The organism is Streptomyces sp. ID05-26A (genome assembly GCF_033794685.1).
In the GTDB taxonomy this organism is placed as follows: domain Bacteria; phylum Actinomycetota; class Actinomycetes; order Mycobacteriales; family Pseudonocardiaceae; genus Lentzea.
Genome location: NZ_JARAYZ010000001.1, coordinates 2,411,946 through 2,434,140 on the forward strand (window position 1 = coordinate 2,411,946; position 22,195 = coordinate 2,434,140).

Annotated in this window: 4 protein-coding genes; all 4 read right to left on the bottom strand. The window is 71.4% G+C overall.

All coding sequences use genetic code 11. The annotated features are described in order from the left end of the window. Positions 1-24: 24 nt before the first annotated feature. From PV646_RS12005 to PV646_RS12020, 4 genes are read right to left on the bottom strand one after another with little or no spacing between them, the layout of a single operon-like run. Positions 25-3,399: a non-ribosomal peptide synthetase gene (locus PV646_RS12005; protein WP_500341485.1), complete on the bottom strand. Its 3,375-nt coding sequence runs from the start codon at positions 3,397-3,399 to the stop codon at positions 25-27. Continuing rightward, positions 3,396-10,637, bottom strand: coding sequence for an amino acid adenylation domain-containing protein (locus PV646_RS12010; protein WP_500341486.1), 7,242 nt, complete (start codon positions 10,635-10,637; stop codon positions 3,396-3,398). The genes PV646_RS12005 and PV646_RS12010 overlap by 4 nt, the downstream gene beginning before the upstream one ends. Next, complete coding sequence (locus PV646_RS12015) at positions 10,630-14,952, bottom strand: amino acid adenylation domain-containing protein (protein ID WP_500341487.1); 4,323 nt, start codon at positions 14,950-14,952, stop codon at positions 10,630-10,632. Before PV646_RS12015 ends, PV646_RS12010 begins: the two co-directional genes overlap by 8 nt. After that, positions 14,937-22,193: an amino acid adenylation domain-containing protein gene (locus PV646_RS12020; RefSeq protein ID WP_500341488.1), complete on the bottom strand. Its 7,257-nt coding sequence runs from the start codon at positions 22,191-22,193 to the stop codon at positions 14,937-14,939. Before PV646_RS12020 ends, PV646_RS12015 begins: the two co-directional genes overlap by 16 nt. Positions 22,194-22,195: the final 2 nt, after the last annotated feature.

Below are 22,195 nucleotides of genomic sequence, written 5' to 3' on the forward strand. Positions count from 1 at the left end.
GCGGGATGCACGCCCTTTTCGGTGTTACAGCGCCAGTTCTTCCTCGGTCATCGCGTCGATCTCCAGGTAGATCTCCGCGACCTGACCCAACCGGCCGGGCACCGGCTCGTCGGCCTGCATCCTGGCCGCCATCGCGCCCACGGTCAGCGTCGCGAACAGCGTCCGCACCGTCACCTCCGACGTGTCGAGCGCCTCCCGCAGGCGGCCGACGATCATCGTCGCCAGCACCGAGTCGCCGCCCAGTGCGAAGAACGCGTCGTCGAGACCGACCCGTTCGACGCCGAGCACCTCGGCCCAGATCTTCGCCAGCACCTGCTCCAGCGCGGAGACCGGCGCGACGTAGGTGTCCGCCTCGCTCGCCCAGTGCGCGGCGACGGCCTTGCGGTCGACCTTTCCGTTGGCGGTCAACGGCATCGCGTCCAGCACGACCACCCGCGTCGGGACCATGTGCGGTGGCAGCAGGGTGCGCACGAACTCGCGGACCTCCTCGCCGTCCACCTCACCGGCCACGGCGGAGACGAGCTGCGTGCCCGCCACGCCCGCCACTCCGCGCCGGACGCCGGAGAACTCGGCCAGTGCGGCCTCGACCTCACCCAGTTCGATGCGCATGCCACGCACCTTCACCTGGTGGTCGCGGCGGCCCAGGAACTCCAGCGTGCCGTCTGGCCAGTACCGCGCCAGGTCGCCCGTGCGGTACCAGCGACGGTCCTCGTGCGTGACGAACCTGTCCGCGGTGCGCTCCGGATCAGCGCGGTAGCCGTGGGCCACGCCGTCGCCGCCGATCCACAGTTCGCCGGTGACCCAGTCCGGGCAGTCGCGGCCGCGCACGTCCACCACCCGGCACGCGACGTTGCGCAGCGGCGTGCCGTAGGGCACCGAACGCCACGACGGCTCCACCTCCCGCACCTCGCACACGGTCGAGTGGATCGCCGTCTCGGTGGTGCCGCCGAGGCCCGCGAACCGGCAGGACGGCGCCTGCTCGAACACCCGGCCGGGCAGGTCCGTGCCCACCCAGTCGCCGCCCAGCAGCACGGTGCGCAGACCGGAGAGTTCACCGGGCCGGGCGGTCACGAGCAGCATGTCGAGCAGCGCCGGCACGCAGTTCACCAGCGTCACGCCACGGGTGGCGGCCAGCTCGACCCACTGGCGGGCGTCCTTGCGGTCGTCTTCCTCGACCAGAACGACCGCGCCACCGGCGGAAAGCAGACCGAACACGTCGTAGACGGAGAGGTCGAACTCCAGTGCCGACACGGCGAGGCAGCGGTCGGACGGGCCGATGCCGAAGCGTTCGTTCAGGTCGTCGATGGTGTTCATCGCGGCCCGGTGCGGGACCTCGACACCCTTCGGCTCACCGGTGGAGCCGGAGGTGAACAGCACGTACGCGATGTTCTCCTCGGGCACGCTCACGGGCGAAGCCAGCGGTTCGGCCGAGGTCTCCCACGACGTCAGCACGTGCTCGACACCCGCGATGCGCCGGATCCGCTCGGCTCGTGCGGCAGGCTGGTCGACGCCGATCGGCACGTACCCGGCACCCGCGGCCAGCACGCCGATGGCGCTCGCGACCTGCTCGGGACCCTTGCGCTGGCTCACGCCGACGAGGTCGCCCGGCTGAACCCCTTGAGCCACCAGCGATCCCGCGATGCGCAGGGCCTTGTCGGCCAGTTCGCCGTAGGTCAGCACGCCGTCACGGCCCCACAGCAACGCCGGCGCGTCCGGCGTCTCCCGAGCCAAGGCGAAGAACCCGTCGTGCAGCAACGAACCACTGCGTGGGCCCTCGGTCGCGTTGGCGGCGGTACGGACCTCCGACTGGGACGACGGCAGCGCGCCCCCGGCCGGACGCTCCCACACGTCGTCGCGCTGACCCAGACTCGTGACGAGGTCGCGGAACGCCGCGAACATCGCGTCGATCACGCCCTCGGGGAACGCGTGCTCGCGCACGTCCCAGTTGATCAGCAGACCTTCGTTGACCTCGGTGATCTGCGCGTCCAGCAGCACCTGCGGGCCCTGCGAGACGATCCACACCGCCTCGCCGAAGCACCGGCGGACGCGGGCGTCGAACAGTTCGCCGAGGTTCAGCGCGCTGGTGAACACGATCGGCGCCAGCACCTGTTCGCCGTGGTGCCGCGAAAGGTCGCGCAGCACCTCGACACCCGAGTAGGCCGCGTGCGACGCGTCCTCGTGCATCCGCGCCTGCAACGCCCGTGCGTGCGTCACGAACGGCGCTTCCTCGCTCAGGTCGACCTCCAGCAGCACGGAGCTGGTGAAGTCGCCGACGAGCTTGTCCACGTCGGGGTGGTCGCTCTGGCGGTCGAACATCGGCAGGTTCATGAGGAACCGCGGCTGCGCGCTCCACGCCGACAGCGTCTCGGCGAACGCGGCCGCCACGACCATCGCCGGGGTGAGGCCGTGCTCGTGGGCGCGGGCGGCGAGGCGCTTGCGGTCCTCCGGCGCGAGCCAGTGGTGGCGCCGGGTCACACGAGAGGCGTCCGCGCGTTCGGACTCGGGCACCAGCGGCAGGTCCGGCGCGGTCGGCAGCTCGGAAACCCGGTGCTGCCACCAGTCCCGCGCGGCCTCCTGCTCGGCCTTGCGGCTCAGCTCGCGCTCGGCGAGGTAGCGCGGGTAGCTGTAGTCGATCGGCGCGGGCACGTGGTCCGGCTCGTCGTAGAACCGCGCCAGGTCGGCGAGCAGCACGCGGTAGCTCAGCGCGTCCGCGGCCAGCATGTCGACGTCGACGTGCAGCCGCGCCTTGCCGCCGGGCAGCCGGCTCAGCGCCACGTGGAAGACCTCGCCGTGCGCCACGTCCAGGCGTGCGTGCGAAGAGGCGTCCCGCAGTTCCTCGAGCCGTTGCGCCACCGCGGCTTCGTCCAGAGAACGAAGGTCGTGGACGATCAACGGGTCCTGGCGCCGGTCGGGCAGGATCCGCTGCTTGCCGTTGTCACCGAACTCCGCGCGCAGCATGCCGTGCCGGGCGACGAGCTTGCGCACCGCCGTCGTGAGCCGCGTCGGGTCCAGGTCGGGCCCGTCGAACTCGACGTAGAGGTGCGCGGCGACCGAGCCGAGCGTGGCCTCCTCGTCGCGGCCGATCCAGTACGCGTGCTGCATCAACGCGAGCGGGAACGGCGCGCTCTCGTCGACCTGGACCCGCACCTCGGGCTCGGGCGCCACCCCGGCGGCGTCGGCGAGGATCTGCCGCCAGCCCGCGAGCGTCGGGTTCTTGGCCAGCAACGCGAACGGCACCTTCACGCCGCCCCGCCGCCACTTGTTCGCGACCTGCATGAGCTGGATGGAGTCGAGGCCCCACTCGATCAGGCTGTCGTCCTCCGACAGCCCGGCCGCCTCCGGCCCCAACAGGTCGGTGACCTCGCGCAGGAGTTCCCCCGCTGTCGGCTGCTGACTCACCACGTGCCCAGCTCCACTTCGAACTCGTCGATGTCTTCCGCTGAAACGTCCACGAAGGACGTGTCGATCGTCGTCGGCGCGCTGCCCGCCAGTTCCGTGCGGAACTTCCCGACCAGCCCCGGCTCGTCCGGGCCCGTCACCTCGACGCGCAGCGTGTTGCCGACGGCGACGGCGTTCACCTCCAACGCCCAATGAGGTGTCTTCGGCGGTACCCGCAACACGGGTGCCTCCGGCGCCACGGTCCACGGCGCGCCGGATCCCTCTCGCAGCCGGCCGTGGTAGTTGACGACGATCGTGGGTTCGCGCAGCCCCGCGAACGGCCGGACCAGGCCGTAGCCGAGCCCGTGGTCGGGGAGCGCGTCCAGCTGCTCGGTGATGTCGCGCAACCGGATGCCCGGCCGCAACCGCACCGGGTGGATCGTCGTGAACCAGCCGACCGTGGCGGACAGGTCGGCGCCGGGAGCGATCTGCTCCTCCCGGCCGTGGCCCTCGACCGCCACCACGACGTCGCCACTGCGGCCGCGCCACGTCTCCAACGCCCGGGCCAGCGCGGCCAGCAGCAGTTCCCGCACACCGCCCGTGTCGGGCAACGGCACCGTGAACTCGGTGAGGAGCTGCTCTCCTCCCAGCGGCAGCACGGTGTCCGCGCCGTCGAGCACGTCACGCCACATGCCGGTCTCGCCGCCGCGCTGCTGGTCGGCGAGCAGCTGCGACCAGCGTCGGAACGACGTGCCGGTGCGGGTGAGCTCGCGTCCCGCCCACGCCTCGGCGAGGTCGTCCATCAGGATCCGCCACGACACACCGTCGACGACCAGGTGGTCGGCGACGATCATCACGCGGTCGTCGAACCACACGACCTGGACCATCCGGTCGGCGGTGAGACGTGCGCGGGCCGCGGCCAGTTCGGTGTCCAGGTCGCCTTCGGCTCGGCGGACGACCTCGGCCGCGTCGAACGACTTCGCCGGCACGTCGAGAGTCGTTCCGTCCCAACGGGAACGCAACACGTCGTGCCGGTCCAGCACGGCCTGCACGGTCCGCACCAGCGCGTCGTGCGTCAGGCCTTCCGGCGCGACCAGCAGCATCGCCTGCGCGAGACCGCCGCGGGTCCAGCGCATGATCGGTGTCGGCTCGACCAGGCCCACCGGCTCGTCGTCGACCGTGAGCGCGGGTGCGGAGATCACCGTGGCCAGCGCGGCCGGGGTGCGCTGCTCGAACACCTGCCTCGGCGTGATCACGACACCTGCCTTGCGGGCGCGGCTGACCAGCTGGACGGACAGGATGCTGTCGCCGCCGAGCGTGAAGAAGCTGTCCTGCGCGCCGACCTCCGGCAGTCCGAGCACCTCGGCGAACAGCCCGCAGAGCACGGCCTCCCGCTCGTCGGCGGGCTTGGCGTCCCCGGTGAGCGCGGCGAAGTCCGGCGCGGGCAACGCGTTGCGGTCGAGCTTGCCGCTCGGCGTGAGCGGCAGCTCGGTCAGCGGCACCAGCGCGGCCGGGACCATGTGGTCGGGCAGCTCACGGGCCAGTTCGGTGCGGATCGCGTCCGGTGCCGCGTCGCCGACGACGTAGCCGACGAGCCGGTCGTCCCGCACCACCACGGCGGCCTGCCGCACACCGGCGACCTTCGCGACCGCCACCTCGATCTCGCCGAGCTCGACGCGGAAGCCGCGGATCTTGACCTGGTCGTCGGTGCGGCCCAGGTACTCCAGCGCGTCTCCGGTCCACTTCACCAGGTCGCCGGTGCGGTAGAGGCGTCCCGCGCCGAACGGGCTGGCGACGAACCGCGAGGCGGTCAGCGCGGGCCGGTTCAGGTAGCCCTCGGCGAGCTGCACGCCCGCGAGGTAGAGCTCTCCGGGGACGCCGGGCGGAACGAGGCGCAGGTGCTGGTCGAGCACGTACACCTGCGTGTTCCAGACGGGCCTGCCGATGAGCACGGTGCCGTCGCCGACGCCTTCCGTCGTGTCCCAGGAGGTGACGTCGACGGCTGCTTCCGTTGGGCCGTAGAGGTTGTGCACGTGCGGCAGCGCGCGTCCGAGGTCGGACGGCAGTGCTTCGCCGCTGCAGATCACGCGCTTCAGCGACTCCGGCCGTGCGCCCGATTCGACGAACGCGCGGAGCATCGACGGTACGAAGTGGACGGTGGTGATGCTCTCGCGGTCGATGAGTTCCGCGAGGTAGGCGGGGTCCTTGTGGCCGTCGGGCTTGGCGACCACCAGGGTGGCGCCGGTGATGAGTGGCCAGAAGAACTCCCACACCGAGACGTCGAACGATGACGGCGTTTTCTGTAGAACGCGGTCGTCAGCGGTCAGGCCGTACTCGTCCTGCATCCACAGCAGCCGGTTGACGATCGCCCGGTGGGACACGACGACGCCCTTGGGACGACCGGTGGATCCGGACGTGTAGATCACGTACGCCGCGTCGCCCGGCGCAGGTGCCACGACATCGGCAGTGGGACCGTCGAGCAGGCCTGGTTCGAGCACCACGACGGGCTGGGCGTCCTCGATCATCATCGCGAGGCGGTCAGCGGGGTAGGACGGGTCGAGCGGCAGATAGGCCGCGCCGGCACGTTGGATCGCGTACAGCGCGACGATCAGGTCGAGCGAGCGGTCCAGGTGCACGCCGACGATCGAGCCGGGCCGAACTCCCAGCGCCGCCAAGCGTCCGGCCAGCTCGGAAACCCGGGCATCCAGCTCGGCATAGGTCAGCGAAGAATCCTCGAACACCACCGCGGTTGCGTCTGGCGTCCGGGAAGCCTGCTGCGAGAACAGCTCCACCAGCGTCGTGTCCGGCACGTCGTGGTCGGTGGTGCGGCCGAGCAACGCCTCGCGCTCACCGGACGTGAGCACGGACGCCCTCGACAGCGGCCGGTCCGGGTTCGCGACGAGGTGGTCGACCAGTTGCACGAACCGCGCCACCAGGACGTCCGCGGTGGACCGGTCGAACCTGTCCTCGCTGTAGACCAGCCAGCCGTCGAGCCCACCGTCGCCGGAGCGCTCGAACAGGTGGAACGACAGGTCGAGCCGCGCGGTGTAGAAGTCGACGTGCTCCTCGCGCAGGGAGGCCGCGCCGAACGGCACGGGTCCGCCGGATGCGCGCTGGAACGCGAGCATCACCTGGAACAGCGGGTGCCTGCCGAACTGCCGTGCCGGGTTGAGCGCCTCCACGATCCGTTCGAACGGCAGGTCCTGGTGCGCGTACGCCTCCAGGTCCGTGCGCCGCACCCGGTCCAGCACCTGCCGGAACGTCGGGTCGCCGCTGAGGTCCGTGCGCAGCACCAGGTTGTTCACGAAGAACCCGGCGAGACCGTCGAGTGCGCTGTCCGTCCGGCCTGCCACGGGCACGCCGAGCGGGATGTCGTCTCCGGCGCCGACCAGGCCGAGCAGTGCCGCGACGGCCGCCTGCACGGCCATGAACACCGTGCCGCCGGAGTGCTTGACGAGGTTCGCCAGTGCGCGATGGGTCTCCGGGTCGATGCGGAACGCGACCGCGTCACCCGCGTACGTCGCCTCGACCGGACGGGGCCGGTCCGCAGGAAGGCTGATCTCCTCCGGCAGTTCGGCGAGCTGCTTCGTCCAGTAGGCGAGCTGTTCGGTCGCGAGGGTGCCGAGCAGATCCCGTTGCCACAGCGCGTAGTCCGCGTACTGCACGGGCAGCGGTGCCCACGTGGGCGTGCGGCCGCGCGACCGTTCGTGGTAGGCCGTGGTCAGGTCCGCGACCAGACGCTCGGACGACCAGCCGTCACTCGCGATGTGGTGCGTCAGCAGGGAAAGCACGTGGGCGTTGTCGCCCACCCGGTGCAGCGTGGCCTCGAACGGCGGTTCGCGGTCGAGTTCGAACGCCCTGGCGGCCGCGTCGCGAGGCGCGCCCTCGCCGTGCTTCAGCGACGGCAGGACGTCGAGCACCTGCTGGTAAGGCTTGCCCTCGAACTCGGGGTAGATGGTGCGCAGCACCTCGTGCCGCCGCACCACGTCCGCGAGTGCGAGGTTCAGCGCGTCGGTGTCCAGCGGGCCGTCGATGCGCACCGCGAACGGCACGTTGTATGTCGCGCTCGGCCCCTCCAGCCGGTACAGGAACCACAACCGTTGCTGCGCCGACGACAGCGGGATCCGCCGCGGCCTCGGCATCGGGGTGAGCACGGGGCGCCTGCGGCCGGTGGAGTCCAGCAGGCCGGCGAGTCCCGCGACCGTCGGGGCCTCGAAGACCTCACCGATCGTGATCTCCGCGCCCAGGCCGGCACGCACCCGGCCGACGAGCCGGGTGGCGAGCAGCGAATGCCCGCCGAGTGCGAAGAAGTCGTCGAGCCGGCCGACCCGTTCGACACCGAGCAGTTCGGCGAAGAGCGCGGCGACGGCTTGTTCCCGTGGCGTGGCGGGCTCTTCGGACAGGACGGTGAGCTCGGGTTCCGGCAGTGCCCGGCGGTCGAGCTTGCCGCTGGGCGACAACGGAAGCTCGTCGATCTCGACGATCACCGACGGCACCAGGTGCTCGGGCATCCCGGCGGCGAGCTTCTGCCGGATCTCGGACACGTCCGCGCCGTCGCGCAGCACGACGTAGCCGACGAGCTGCTGGCGGTCGGTCCGTGCCACCACACCCGCGCTCACGACCTCGGGCAACGCCGTCAGCGCCGCCTCGATCTCGCCGAGTTCGACGCGGAAGCCGCGGATCTTGACCTGGTCGTCGGTGCGGCCCAGGTACTCCAGCGCGTGCCCGGTCCACCTGACCAGGTCGCCGGTGCGGTAGAGGCGACCCGCACCGAACGGGTTCGCGACGAACCGCGAGGCGGTGAGGCCGGGCCGGTTCAGGTAGCCCTCGGCCAGCTGCACGCCGCCGAGGTAGAGCTCGCCCGCGACACCGGGCGCGACCGGCTTGAGGAACCGGTCGAGCACGTAGGTCTGCGTGTTCCAGACCGGGAGGCCGATCGGCACTGTGCCGGTGCCGACACCGGCGGCCGCAGGCCAGTACGTGACGTCGACGGCTGCTTCGGTGGGGCCGTAGAGGTTGTGGACGTGGGGGAGCGCGTGGCCGAGGTCGGAGGGCAGTGCCTCGCCGCTGCAGATGACCCGCTTCAGGGACTTCGGCCGGGCACCGGACTCGACGAACGCGCGGAGCATCGACGGTACGAAGTGGACGGTCGTGACGTTCTCGCGGTCGACGAGCTCCGCGAGGTAGGCGGGGTCCTTGTGGCCTTCCGGCTTGGCGACCACCAGAGTCGCGCCGGTGATGAGCGGCCAGAAGAACTCCCACACCGAGACGTCGAACGACGAGGGTGTCTTCTGCAGCACGCGGTCTTCTGCGGTGAGCTGGTACTCGTCCTGCATCCACAGCAGCCGGTTGACGATCGCCCGGTGGGACACGACGACGCCCTTGGGGCGGCCGGTGGACCCGGACGTGTAGATCACGTACGCCGCGTCGCCCGGCGCAGGCGCCACGACATCGGCAGTGGGACCGCCGAGCAGACCGGGCTCCAGCACCACGACGGGCTGGGCGTCCTCGATCATCATCGCCAGCCGGTCGGCCGGGTAGGACGGGTCGAGCGGCAGGTAGGCGCCACCCGCGCGCTGGATCGCGTACAGCGCGACGATCAGCTCCAGCGACCGGTCCAGGTGCACACCGACGATCGAGCCGGGACGAACTCCCTGCGCGGCAAGACGTCCGGCCAGTTCAGCGACCCGTGCGTCCAACTCGGCATAGGTCAGCGACGAGCCCTCGAACACCACGGCGGTGGCGTCCGGCGTCCGGGAAACCTGCTGGGAGAACAGCTCCACCAGCGTCGTGTCCGGTACCGAGACCTCGGCGCCGAGCAGCTGCGAGCGTTCGTCCGCAGCGAGGAAGTCCAGGGCGCTCAGGCGGGCCGACGGGTCGGCGAGTGCCGCGGTGAGCAGGTTCTCCAGGTGCGCGAGGAACCTGTCGATCGTCGCGTGGGCGAACAGCTCGGTGGAGAACGTGGCCTCGACGCGCATCTGCCCGCCGGTGACGAACGCCTCCAGCGCGAGGTCGAACTGGGTCGTGTCGTTGTGCACGGTCTCCCAGCTGGCTTGCACACCAGGCAGGTCGAAGCCCTGCAAGCCCTGCGCCAAGAACAGCAGCATCACGTCGAACAGCACCGAACGGCCGGGCACACGCGGCGGCCGGAGGCGTTCGACGAGCAGGTCGAACGGCAGGTCCTGGTGCGCGTACCCCTCGGTGCACACCTTCTGCACGCGCTGCACCAGCTCGGCGAACGTCGGGTCGCCGGTCAGGTCGGCGCGCAGCACCAGGGTGTTGCCGAAGTTGCCGATCAGCTTCTCGACCTCGCCCGCGTCCCGGTTCATCGACGCCGAGCCGATCGGTACGTCGGTCGCGCCGGTGTACCGGCCGAGCAGGCTCGCGTAGGCCGCGAACACCACCATGAACGGCGTGACGCCACGGGTCTGCGCGAACTCGCCGACCAGTTCGGTGACGCGCGGAGCGAACGTGCGGAACCGCCGGTCACCGCGGTCGGACCGTGCCGCGGGCCGCGGCAGGTCCGTGGGCAGCGGCAGGTTCTCCGGCATCGGGTCCAGCGCGCGCCGCCAGTGCTCCACCTCGCGGGTGATCTTCGCGTCGTCCAGCGTCCTGCGCTGCCACACCGCGAAGTCCGCGTACTGGACGGGCAACGGGTCGAGCGCGGCCGGACGGCCCGTCGTGTCCTCCCGGTACAGCGCCGAGAGGTCGCGGGAGAGCGTGTTGAACGTGAAGCCGTCCCAGGCGATGTGGTGCACGGTCAGCACGAGCACGTTGTCGTTCTCGCCGCGCCGCAGCAGCCGCAGCCGCAACGGGTGGTCGCGGCGCAGGTCGAAGACGTACCCGGACTCCTCGCGGGCGATCCGCGCGACCGCGCCGTCCCGCTCCGGGGCGTCCAGCCCGCGCAGGTCGGACTCCGGCATGGTCACCACGGCGAACTTGTCCACCACCTGGCGAGGAGCGCCGTCGGTGCCCTCGGTGTAGCGGGTGCGCAGGATCTCGTGCCGTTCCACCAGTCGCTGGAACGACCGGTGCAGCGCCGCCGTGTCGAGCGGGCCGCGCAGGTCGATCGCGAGGCACACGTTGTAGGCGGGGCTGTTCGGGGCGATCTGCTGCAGGAACCACATGCGCGACTGCGCGTACGACAACGGCAGGTCGTCGTCGCTGTCCCGCTTGGGGATCTGCGCCGTGTTCGCGAGACCGGCCTCAGCCAGCCTGCGGCGCAGCAGCTCACGCTTGCGGGCGGCCAGGTCACTCACCGGGGGTCTCCTCAGCGATCAGCGTCAACGCGGCGAACCACTCACGCGACAGCTCACGGATGCGGTCTTCGGTGAACAGGGCGGCGGGCCACTGCCAGTCGGCCTCCAGGACCGACCCGCGCACCAGCACGTTGAGCACCAGGCAGTACGGGGCGGGTGCGGCGTCGTCGACCCCGCCACCCATCGCGCCCACCTCGGGGGCGCCGGTCCACGACTCGCCGTCGCGTTCGCCGATGGTCAACCGGCCGAGGTAGTTGAACTCGAGCTGCGGCTCGGGCAGTCGCGCCAGCTCGGCCGCGGTGTCCGGGTTGAGGTAGCGCAACAGGCCGTGGCCGATGCCCTTGTCCGGCACCGCGAGCTGCTCGTTGACCCGGCGCAGTCCCTTGGGGACGTCCGCGGCGAGGTCGCCGGGATCGACGCGGACCGGGTAGACGCTGGTGAACCAGCCGACCGTGCCGGACAGGTCGGCGCCGGGCACGACCTGTTCCTCACGCCCGTGGCCTTCCAGCGCCAGCAGCAGCGAGGTGTCGGACGCGTCGCGCCAGCGGGAGACCGCGTGCGCCAGACCGGACAGCAGCACGTCGTCGACCGTGACGCCGTGCCGTGCGGGCACACGCGTCAGCAACGCCTCGGTGGTCTCCTCGTCGAGCGACGTGCGGGTGGCGCGCATCGTCGCGCGGGTGTCCACCGCCGGGTCGAGCCGGCGAGTGCCGAGCAACGGGTCCGGGCCTGCGAGGACTTCCCGCCACAACGGCAGTTCCGGCGCCTTCGCCCGTGCGGCTTCCTGGAGACCGGTGGCCCACTCGCGGAACGACGTGCCGACCGGTGGCAGCTCCCGGCCGTCCCACAGGTCCGCCAGTTCCGGCACCAGCACGCCCCACGAAGCGCCGTCGACGACGAGGTGGTGCAGCAGCACGAGCAGCCGACCTTGACGGTCGCCGGTGTCGAACCACACGAACCGCGTCATGTCACCGGACGCGGGCCGCAGTTCGGCCAGCTCCTCTTCCATCACCGACGGCAGCAGTTCCGTGATGTCCTGGTAGGACAAGGCGGTCGCGTCGATCCGGCGCACGGCAGGGGCCACGGTGCCTTGTGGCGGCACGGTGAAGGTGCCGTCGAACCGCGCCCGCAGCACGTCGTGCCGGTCGAGCAACGCCCGCACCAGGTCCACCAGCCGTTGCTCGGTCAGCTCGGCCGGAGTGCAGAGCAGACGGGCCTGGCTGAGCCGGTCGTACGGCGCGTTGTCGTTCAGCCAGTGCAACATCGGGGTGAGCGGAACCTCGCCGACGCCGTCTGACGGTCCGGACTGGACGGCGGAACGGACGACGGCGGCCAGCGCGGCCACGGTCCGCTGCTCGAACACGTCTCGCGGGCTGAACGAGAGCCCGGCACCCCTTGCCTTGCTCACCAGCCGCATCGACACGATGGAATCGCCGCCGAGCGCGAAGAAGCTGTCGTCGGCCCCGACCGCGGGCAGGCCCAGCACCTCGGCGAAGAGCTCCGCGATCTGCTTCTCCCGCACGGTGGCGGGCGGCCGGGACGAGGTCGCCGTCCAGTCCGGCGCGGGCAGCGCCTTCACGTCGAGCTTGTCGTTGCGGGTCAACGGGAACGAGTCGACGCGCACGATCGCCGCCGGCACCATGTGCTCGGGCAGCGCCGCGGCGCAGTGGTCGCGCAGGCCCTCCGTGCCGCTCGCCACGACGTACGCCACGAGCCGCTTCACCCCCGGCACGTCCTCGCGGGCGATGACCACCGCGCGCCGGACGCGTTCGTCGCGCAGCAGCACGGCCTCGATCTCACCGGGCTCGATGCGGAACCCGCGGATCTTCACCTGGTCGTCGACGCGACCCAGCAGTTCGATCAGGCCCTCGGCGTTCCAGCGCGCCACGTCACCGGTGCGGTACATGCGGGTGCCGGGTGCGCCGAACGGGTTCGCGACGAACCGTTCGGCGGTGGTGCCGGGACGGTCGAGGTAGCCGCGGGCGAGGCCCGCGCCCGCGATGTACAGCTCGCCCTCGACCCCTTGCGGGCACGGTCGCAGGCTCCGGTCGAGCACGTAGGCGTGCGCGTTGCCGACCGGTGATCCGATGCACGGGTTCTCGGTGCGGTCGAAGTCGCAGGCCGCCGAGTCGACGGTGCATTCCGTTGGGCCGTAGAGGTTGTAGATCGCGAGGTCAGGTTCCGCGCGCAGCGAGCGCCACAACGGCAGCGGCACCGCCTCACCGCCGACGCCGAGCACCTTCAGCGCACCGCGCCAGCCCGGTTCGGACGCGACCTGCGCGAGCAGCGACGGCGACAGTTCGACGAACTCGATCTCGTTGTCGGCGAGGAACTTCCGCAGCAGGTCGGCGTCGCGCCGGGTGTCGGCGGGCACCAGGTGCAGCTCGTGTCCGGCGAACATCCACAGCATCGGTTGCCAGGAGGCGTCGAACGCCATCGGCCACGCGTGCGCCACCCGCAGCGGCCGCCCGACTCGCTCCTGAGCGGGGTCGAACAGGTCGGTGCGGTGGCTGACCAGCAGGTTGGCGATCGCCCGGTGCGGCACCACGACCGCCTTGGGCGTGCCGGTGGACCCAGACGTGTAGATCACGTACGCGGGGTGCTCCGGCCGGGCGACCGGCTCCAGGTCGTCCGCCGCCACGCCGGTGACGTCGGGCAGGCTGGTCAGCACGATCGCGGGGTCGGCGTCGCGGAGCATGAAGTCGATGCGCTCGGCCGGCCACTCCGGGTCGAGCGGCAGGTAGGCCGCGCCCGCCTTGAACGCCGCCGCGAGCGCCACCAGCACGTCCGGGCCGGGCGGCAGGAGCAGTGCGACGATCTTCTCCGGTCCGGCTCCGGCCTCGACCAGCCTGCGGGCGACCTGGTTCGCGCGCTCGTTCCACTGGCGGAACGTCAGCCTGCGCTCGCCCGCCACGATCGCCGTCGCGTCCGGTGTGCGGCGGGCCTGCTCCGCCAGCACCCGGTCGAGAGTGCCCTCGGTGCCGAGCACCTTGCCGGTGCCCCACTCGCGGAGTGCGGCGATCTCGTTGCCGCTCAACAACTCCACGTGCCGCACGTCGATGCCGGGCTCGTCGGCGAACACCTCGGCGGCACGCCGGAACCGGTCGGCGAGCGTGTGCGCCCACACCTCGTCGAAGACGCCCGGCCGGTATTCGAAGACGACGGTGAGCCGTTCCTCGGCGCCGACGGCGAGGGTGAGCGGGTAGTGGGTGGAGTCGTCCACCTCGACCTGGCTGATCGTGATGCCCGCGGCCCGTTCCCGTTCGGCGACGGCGTCGGTGTCGACGGGGTAGCTCTCGAACACCACGAGCGTGTCGAACAGGTCGCCCTGCCCGACGGCCCGCTGCACCTCGGTCAGGCCGATGTGCTGGTGCTCCATCAGCGCGCCCTGCTCGTTCTGCACGGACTTCAGCACGTCGAGCACGGTGCCGCGGACGCGCACGCGAACCGGCACGGTGTTGATGAACAGGCCGATCATGCCGTCGACACCGGGCAGTCCGGCGGGTCGGCCGGACACCGTCGCGCCGAACAGGACGTCCTCGCGGTTGGCCGCCCCTGCGAGCAGCAGTCCCCACAGGCCCTGGACGACGGTGTTGACGGTGAGGCCGTGCTCGCGGGCGCGGGCGTAGATCCGCGCGGTCAGCTCCTCGGTCAGTTCCAGCCGCACCTTGCCCGGCCGGACGGGAACCTTCGGTGCCGCCGGCGCGAGCAGCGTCGGGCCGTCGACGTCACCGATCGCGTCGAGCCACGCGGCGACGGAGGCGTCGAGGTCCTGCGCCGCGAGCCACGCCAGGTAGTCGCGGTACGGCCGCGGCGCGGGCGGGGTGACACCTCGGTACAGCTCCAGCAGATCCCGCACCAGCAGCGGCAGCGACCAGCCGTCGAGCAGCACGTGGTGGTTGCTGATCACCAGCCGGAAGTCCCGCTCGCCCAGTTCCACCAGCGTCATCCGCAGCAGCGGTGGCTCGTCGAGGACGAACCTGGTGGTCCGGTCGCGCTCCAGGAACTCGGCGAACTCGGCGGCCGTGAACTCGTGCTGCGCCCACGGCAGTTCGACGTCGCGCAGGACGACCTGGACGGGCTCGTCCACGTCCTCGTGCACGAGCGCGACCCGCAGGTTGGCGTGCCGGTCGAGCAACGCCTGCGCCGCCCGGTGCAACCGGCCGGCGTCGACGTCACCGCTGAGGCCGAGCACGAACTGCGCGGTGTAGACGTCGTCGGCCGACTCGTCGTACAGGGCGTGGAACAGCATGCCCTGCTGCAACGGCGACAGCGGCAGCACGTCCTCGATCGGGTCGGTCACTTCTTCCGCCATTTCGCTGCGATCTTGTCCAGCTGCTTCTGCTGCAACGACACCAGTGGCACGTCCGACGGCGTCAGCGCGGACACCTCGCCGCCGCGCGCCTGCGCGACGAGCGCCTCCAGCACCGTCCGCCACGTCCGGGCGATTCCGTCCACTTCGGATCGGGTGTGTGCACCGGTCCACGACCAGACGGCCCGCAGGACCGGTCCGTCCGCCCGGTCCTCGGTGACGACCGTCAGCTCGAGCGGCCGGTGCTGCTCGCGGGGTTCCGGCAGCCGTTCGGCCGCGGGCACCCAGTACCCGTCCGGGATGTCGAAGCGGCCGAGGTAGTTGAAGCCGATCGCGGGGTCCGTCTCGCCCCGCAGTAGTCCGTAGCCGATGCCGCTGTCCGGCACCGCCCGCAGCTTCTCCTTGACCTGCTTGAGGGTGTCGCCCGGGGTTGCGGCCGGTGCCAGCGCGACGGGGTAGACCGTGGTGAACCAGCCGACCGTGCGGGAGAGGTCGGCGCCGGGCACGAGGTGTTCCTCGCGGCCGTGGCCTTCCAGCGCGACGGTTTCCGGCTTGCCCAACGCGGTCGCGAGTGCGGCCAGCAGCACGTCCTGCACACCCGCGCGGAACGCACCAGGCACCTCGCGGAGGAGCGCGCTCGCCAGGTCGCCGCTGATCTCGTCGGTGCGGGAGCCGGCGATCGGGCCGGGACGCACCGGCGTGGTGGCGGGGAAGGCCTGCTGCCGCCACCACCGCTGCTCGGAGTCGGAGGGAGTGGGCAGGTTCCCCGCCCACCAGCGGAACGAGGTCGGCACCGGGTCGAGCTTGACCGGGTTGCCCTCCGTGCGAGCCGTGAAGGCCTGCTCCAGGTCGCCCGCCAGCACCCGCCACGACACGCTGTCCACCGCGAGGTGGTGGACCACCAGCAGCAAGCGGCCCGGTGTCGCGGGCCCGAGGTCGAACCACACCGCCCGCACGAGCGCACCCGCCGCCGGATCCAGCTCGGCTGACACGCGCTCGAACTCCTGGCGCACCACCGGTTCCAGTTCGCCGTCCACCCGCACGTGAGTGAACACACCGTCCGGCGCGGCGGCCGGCACGGTGAGCACGCCGTCCGCGAACCGTGCGCGCAGCATGTCGTGGTGTTCCAGCAACGCGTTCACGGCCTCGGCGAACGGCTCCGGACCGTCGGCGGGAGGCACGCGCAGCAACGCGGACTGGGCCATCTTCGCGTCACCGGACGCCGCCCACCACCGGATGATCGGGGTCAGCGGCACCTCGCCCGTGCCGCGCGCGCGTTCCTCGTCCTGAGGGGCTGGCGGTTCGCCGACGACACGAGCCAGCGCGGTGGCGTTCTGGAACTCGAAGACCTGGCGAGGCGAGATCCGCAGACCTGCCGCGCGCGCCCGGCCCACGAACTGGATGGACAGGATGCTGTCGCCGCCGAGCGAGAAGAAGTTGTCGTCCGGGCTGACCCGCTCGACCTTCAGCACCTCGGCCATGATCCCGCACAGCAGCTTCTCGGCGGCCGTCTCCGCGTCCCGGCCCGTGCTCTCCTCGGCGGGAGGTTCCGGCAGCGCCTTGCGGTTCACCTTGCCCGACGGCATCAGCGGGAACTCGTCGAGGAACAGGAACCGCTGCGGCACCATGTGGTCGGGCAGACGGGTCCGCAGCCAGTCGCCCAGACCGTCCACTTCGGACCCGACGTGGTAGCCCACGAGACGCTTGTCGCGCAGCAGCACCACGGCGCGGCGCACTGCCGGGTGCTGTTCGAGAACGGCCTCGATCTCCTCCAGCTCGACCCGCATGCCGCGGATCTTGATCTGGTTGTCGGCGCGGCCGAGGAACTCCAGCGTGCCGTCCGGGCACCACCGCGCCAGGTCACCGGTGCGGTACAGGCGGGATCCGGGCGGTCCGAACGGATCGGCGACGAACGCGGCGGCCGTGCGGCGCGGGTCGTTGATGTACCCGCGGCCCAGGTACACGCCACCGGCGTACAGCTCACCGGGCACGCCGACGGGCACTCGCCGCAGGTTCTGGTCGAGCACGTGCAGCTGCGTGTTGCCGTTCGGGCGGCCGATCGACACCGCGCCGCGCATGGCACTCGGCTCGCGGTACACGACGTGGCTGACGCCGATCGTCGCCTCGGCCGGGCCGTAGCCGTGGTACATCACGGCGTCGCTGACCGCGCGGAACCTCGCGAACAGCTCCGGTGTGAGCACCTCGCCGCCGCACCAGACGTGCTTGAGCGACTGCCCGCGCCGCTGGAAGTCCGGCAGGGCGATCAGCAGGTCGAGGATCGACGACGGCAGGTAGGTGTAGGTGACGCGGTGCCGCTCGACGATCCCGAGCATGTAGTCGATGTCGCGCTCACCGCCGGGTTCGGCGATGACGAGCTTGGCGCCGGTGGTCAGCGGCAGGAACACCTCGTTGATCGAGATGTCGAACCCGAGCGGGGCCTTGAACAACCCGCCGTCACCCGGCCCGAAGCCGAGCAGTTCCCGCTGCCACAGCAGCCGGTGCGTGATGGCCCGGTGCCGGATCATCGCGCCCTTGGGCGTGCCGGTCGACCCGGAGGTGTAGATCACGTACGCGAGGTTCTCCGGCTCGACCTCCACGTCGAGGTTCACCGGGTCCTCGGCGTCGAGGTCGACGTGCAGGACCGGAACGTTCAGACCTCGTACGGGTTTGTCGTGTGACGGCCCGCTCAGCACGGCGGTGAGCCCGGCGCTGTCCGCGACCTCGGCGATCCGCTGCGCCGGCCACGAGGGTTCGAGCGGCACGAACGCGCCACCGGCCTTCTCGGTGGCGAGCAGCGCGACGACGAGTTCGAGCGAGCGTTCCCAGTGCATGCCGACCGTGCGCTCCGGCCCGACACCCGCCTCCTGGAGCCGGCGGGCCAGGTGGTTGGCCCTGGCGTTGAGCTCGGCGTAGGTCAGCGACCGCTCGTGGAACTCGACTGCGACGGCCTGCGGGGTGCGGGCCACCTGCTCCTCGACCAGCGCGGTGAGGGTGGTCGCCCGCCGTTCCTCCGCGGTGTCGTTGAACCCGTCGAGCACCGCGCGTTCGGTGTCGTCGAGCAGGTCGACGGTGCTGATCCGCTGTTCCGGCTTCGTGACGAGCGTCGTCAGCACCCGGACGAGTCGCTGCGCCAGTGAGTCCACAGTGGACTTGTCGAAGCGTTCGGCCGAGTAGGTGATCAGGCAGTCGTCGTCGCCGAAGTGGAAAGCCAGGTCGAACTTCGCCCCGGTGACGTCGGTGGAGATCGGCTCGGCGGTGAGATCCGCCAGCGCGAGTTCGGTCGCGCCGTCGTCCCGGCGCGACACCATGACCTGGAACAACGGGTGCCTGCCCGGCGAACGCGGCGGGGTGAGCGCGTCGACGACCTGCTCGAACGGCAGGTCCTGGTGCGAGAACGCGTCGAGGTCGGCGTCGCGCACCCGTGCCAGCAGCTCGCGGAACGCCGGGTTGCCGGACACGTCGGTCCGCAGCACGAGCGTGTTGACGAAGTACCCGACGAGGTCGTCCAGCGCGGCATCGGTGCGACCGGCGACCGGCGTGCCCAGCGGCACGTCCTCGCCCGCACCCATCGCGGACAGCAGGACGGCGGTGACCGCCTGGCCGATCATCAGCTCGGTGACGCCGAGCTTGCGGCCCAGCGCGCGCATCCGTCCGGCGAGGCCCCGGGGGAACTCGACGGTGACGCTGCCCGCCTCACGGGTCGCCTCCCGAGGGCGCGGGCGGTCGGCGGGGAGTGCGATCTCCTCGGGGAGGCCTTCGAGCTTCTTCGTCCAGTACGCGCGTTCGCCGTCCGTGGCGAGATCTTGCTGCCACAGCGCGAAGTCCGCGTACTGGACCGGTAGCGGTGACCACTGCGGGGCTTCGCCTGCGCGTCGCGACGCGTAGGCGGTGGCCAGGTCGCGGAACAGCGGGCGGGCCGACCACTCGTCCGCCGCGGAGTGGTGCACGACGAGAGAGAGGACGTGTTCCTCGGGACTGCTGGTCAGGAGTTCGGCGCGGAACGGGATCTCCTGGTCGAGCAGGAACGGCCGGTTCGTGGCGGCCGTGACGAACTCGGTTTCGGACAGGCCGGAATGCCGAACCGCCTTGACGACAGGTGCGTCCTGCACGTGCTGGCCTTCGTCGGACAACAGCGTCCGGAGTGACTCGTGCCGCGCCACCACGTCCGTGAGCGCGGCGTCCAGGGCATCGGCGTCGAGCGGACCGGTCAGCCGGGCCGCGAACGGCACGTTGTACGTGGCGGCCGGCCCCTCCAGCCGGTACAGGAACCACAGACTCCGCTGCGCCGCGGACATCGGCACGGCCGCGGGTCGTTGCCGCGCCACCAGCTCCGGGCGTTCGGAACCGCCGTCCAGCAGGCGGGCCAGCCGGGCGACCGTGGGCGCGTCGAACACCGCGCGGATCCGCAGGTCGGCGTTCAGCGTGCGGCGGATCCGGCTGACCAGCTTCGTCGCGAGGAGCGAATGCCCGCCCAGCGCGAAGAAGTCGTCGTCCCGGCCGACCCGCTCGACGCCGAGCACGTCGGCGAAGAGCCCTGCCAGCACCTGCTCGCGCGGGTCACGGGCCGCCTCCCCGGCGGACTTCGCCACCTCGGGCGACGGCAGCGCCTTGCGGTCGAGCTTGCCGTTGGGCGTCAGCGGCAGCTCGTCCAGCACGACGATCGCCGACGGCACCAGCTGCTCCGGCAGCACCTCCTGCAGCGCACGCCGGACGTCGCCGAAACCTTCGCCGACGACGTACCCGACGAGCTGCTGGCGTTCGGCGAACACGAGGGCCGCCGCCGCACGCACCCCTGGCAACGCCATCAGGGCGGCCTCGACCTCACCGAGTTCGACCCGGAAGCCCCGGATCTTGACCTGGTCGTCCGACCGGCCGAGGTACTCCAGCGCCGCTCCGTTCCAGCGCACGACGTCGCCGGTGCGGTAGAGGCGACCCGTGCCGAACGGGTTCGCGACGAACCGCGAGGCGGTGAGGCCGGGCCGGTTCAGGTAGCCCTCGGCCAGCTGCACGCCGCCGAGGTAGAGCTCGCCCGCGACACCGGGCCCGACCGGCCTGAGGAACCGGTCGAGCACGTGGACCTGGGTGTTCCACACCGGCCTGCCGATCGGCACGGTGCCGTCGCCTACGCCCTCAGCGGCGTTCCAGTAGGTGACGTCGACGGCTGCTTCTGTTGGGCCGTAGAGGTTGTGGACGTGCGGCAGTGCGTGGCCGAGGTCGGACGGCAGTGCTTCGCCGCTGCAGATGACTCGCTTCAACGACGTGGGCCGTGCGCCCGATTCGACGAACGCCCGGAGCATCGAGGGCACGAAGTGGACGGTCGTGACGCCGGAACGGTCGATGAGATCGGCGAGGTAGGCGGGGTCCTTGTGTCCGTCGGGCCTGGCCACGACCAGGGTGGCGCCGGTGAGGAGTGGCCAGAAGAACTCCCACACCGAGACGTCGAACGACGACGGCGTCTTCTGCAAAACGCGGTCTTCCGCAGTGAGGCCGTACTCGTCCTGCATCCACAGCAACCGGTTCACGATCGCGCGATGTGACACCACGACGCCCTTGGGGCGGCCGGTGGACCCGGATGTGTAGATCACGTACGCCGCGTCGCCCGGAGCCGGTCGAGTCACCTCCGCTGCCGGACCGTCGAGCAGACCGGGTTCGAGCACCACGACGGGCTGGGCGTCCTCGATCATCATCGAGAGGCGGTCGGCCGGGTAGGACGGGTCGAGCGGCAGGTAGGCGGCGCCGGCGCGCTGGATCGCGTGCAGCGCGACGATCAGCTCCAGCGACCGATCCAGGCGCACGCCGACGATCGAGCCGGGACGAACCCCCTGCGCGGCAAGACGTCCGGCCAGCTCAGAGACCTGGGCGTCCAACTCGGCATAGGTCAGCGACGAGCCCTCGAACACCACCGCGGTCGCGTCCGGCGTCCGGGAAACCTGGTGGGAGAACAGCTCCACCAGCGTCGTGTCCGGCACGGGATGCGCGGTCGAGTTCGGCAGCTCGGCGGGGGACAGCGGTTCCAGGCGGGCGACGAGCAGGTCCGGGGTGGCGGCGAACCGCTCCAGCACGTCCCGCAGGCGTGCGGCGACGCGGTCGACGGCGGTGAAGCGGGCCGGGTCGTGGGCGAAGCGCAACGTCAGCGACTCGCCGGGGACGACCATCAGGGTCAGCGGGTAGTGCGTGGCGTCCCGCGACTCGATCGAGGTCAGCAGCGAATCCTCGAAGTCGGTGCCGGGGTAGCTCTCGAAGACCAGGAGCGTGTCGAACAGCGTCGACTGGCCGGCGGCCTTCTGGACGTCGGCGAGACCGAGGTGCTGGTGGTCGAGCAGGGCGGCCTGGTCGGCCTGCACGCGCGTGGCCAGGTCGGCGAGCGTTTCGCCGGGGGACAGGCGAACGCGGGCCGGGACGGTGTTGATCAGCATGCCGACGATCGACTCGACGCCGGCCACGTCGGGGTGGCGGCCGGAGACCGTGGCGCCGAAGACGACGTCCTCGCGGCCGGTCTGCTCTCCCAGCACGAGAGCCCACGCCGCCTGCACGACGGAGTTCACGGTGAGACCGCGGTCGCGGGCGGTGCGGGTCAAAGCGGCCGTGGTCGCGGCGGGCAGCTCGGTGTCGACGAACGAGGGCAACCCGGTGGGTGCCGCGTCGGAGGCGACGAGCGTGGGGCCGTCCAGCCCGGCGAGCGCTTCGGCCCACGCACGGGAGGCGGCTTCGGTGTCCTGTTTGGACAGCCAGCTCAGGTGGTCGCGGAACGGCCGGACGGGCGGCAGCTCCCCGCCCGAGTACAGCGTCAGCAACTCGCGCACGAGAACTGGGGCGGACCAGCCGTCCCACAGCAGGTGGTGCGCCGAGATGACCAGCACGGGACCGGTCGCGGTGCGCGCCAGCGTGAAGCGGACCAGCGGTGGCCGGCCGAGGTCGAACGGTGCCGTGCGGTCCGCTTCCAGCAGACGCCGCAACGCTTCGGGATCCGCGCAGTCGGCCTCACGCCACGGGAGGTCCGCGGAACGGAACACGACCTGCACGAACTGGCCGGAGGACTGCGTGCGGAACGAGGCGCGCAGCACCGCGTGGCGCCGCGTCAACTGCTCGGCGGCGGTGCGCAACCGGTCCGCGTCCACGTCGGCGGAAAGGTGCAGCACGGTTTGCACGGTGTAGACGTCGACACCCTCGCCGAGCAGGGCGTGGAACACCATGCCCTGCTGGAGCGGGGTCAGCGCGAGGACGTCTTCGACGTTCGACGTCACGC

What these genes read in the sequence shown, in the direction of transcription:
- PV646_RS12015 (WP_500341487.1), bottom strand. Translation starts at nt 14,952, where the DNA reads ATGGCGGAAGAAGTGACCGACCCGATCGAGGACGTGCTGCCGCTGTCG.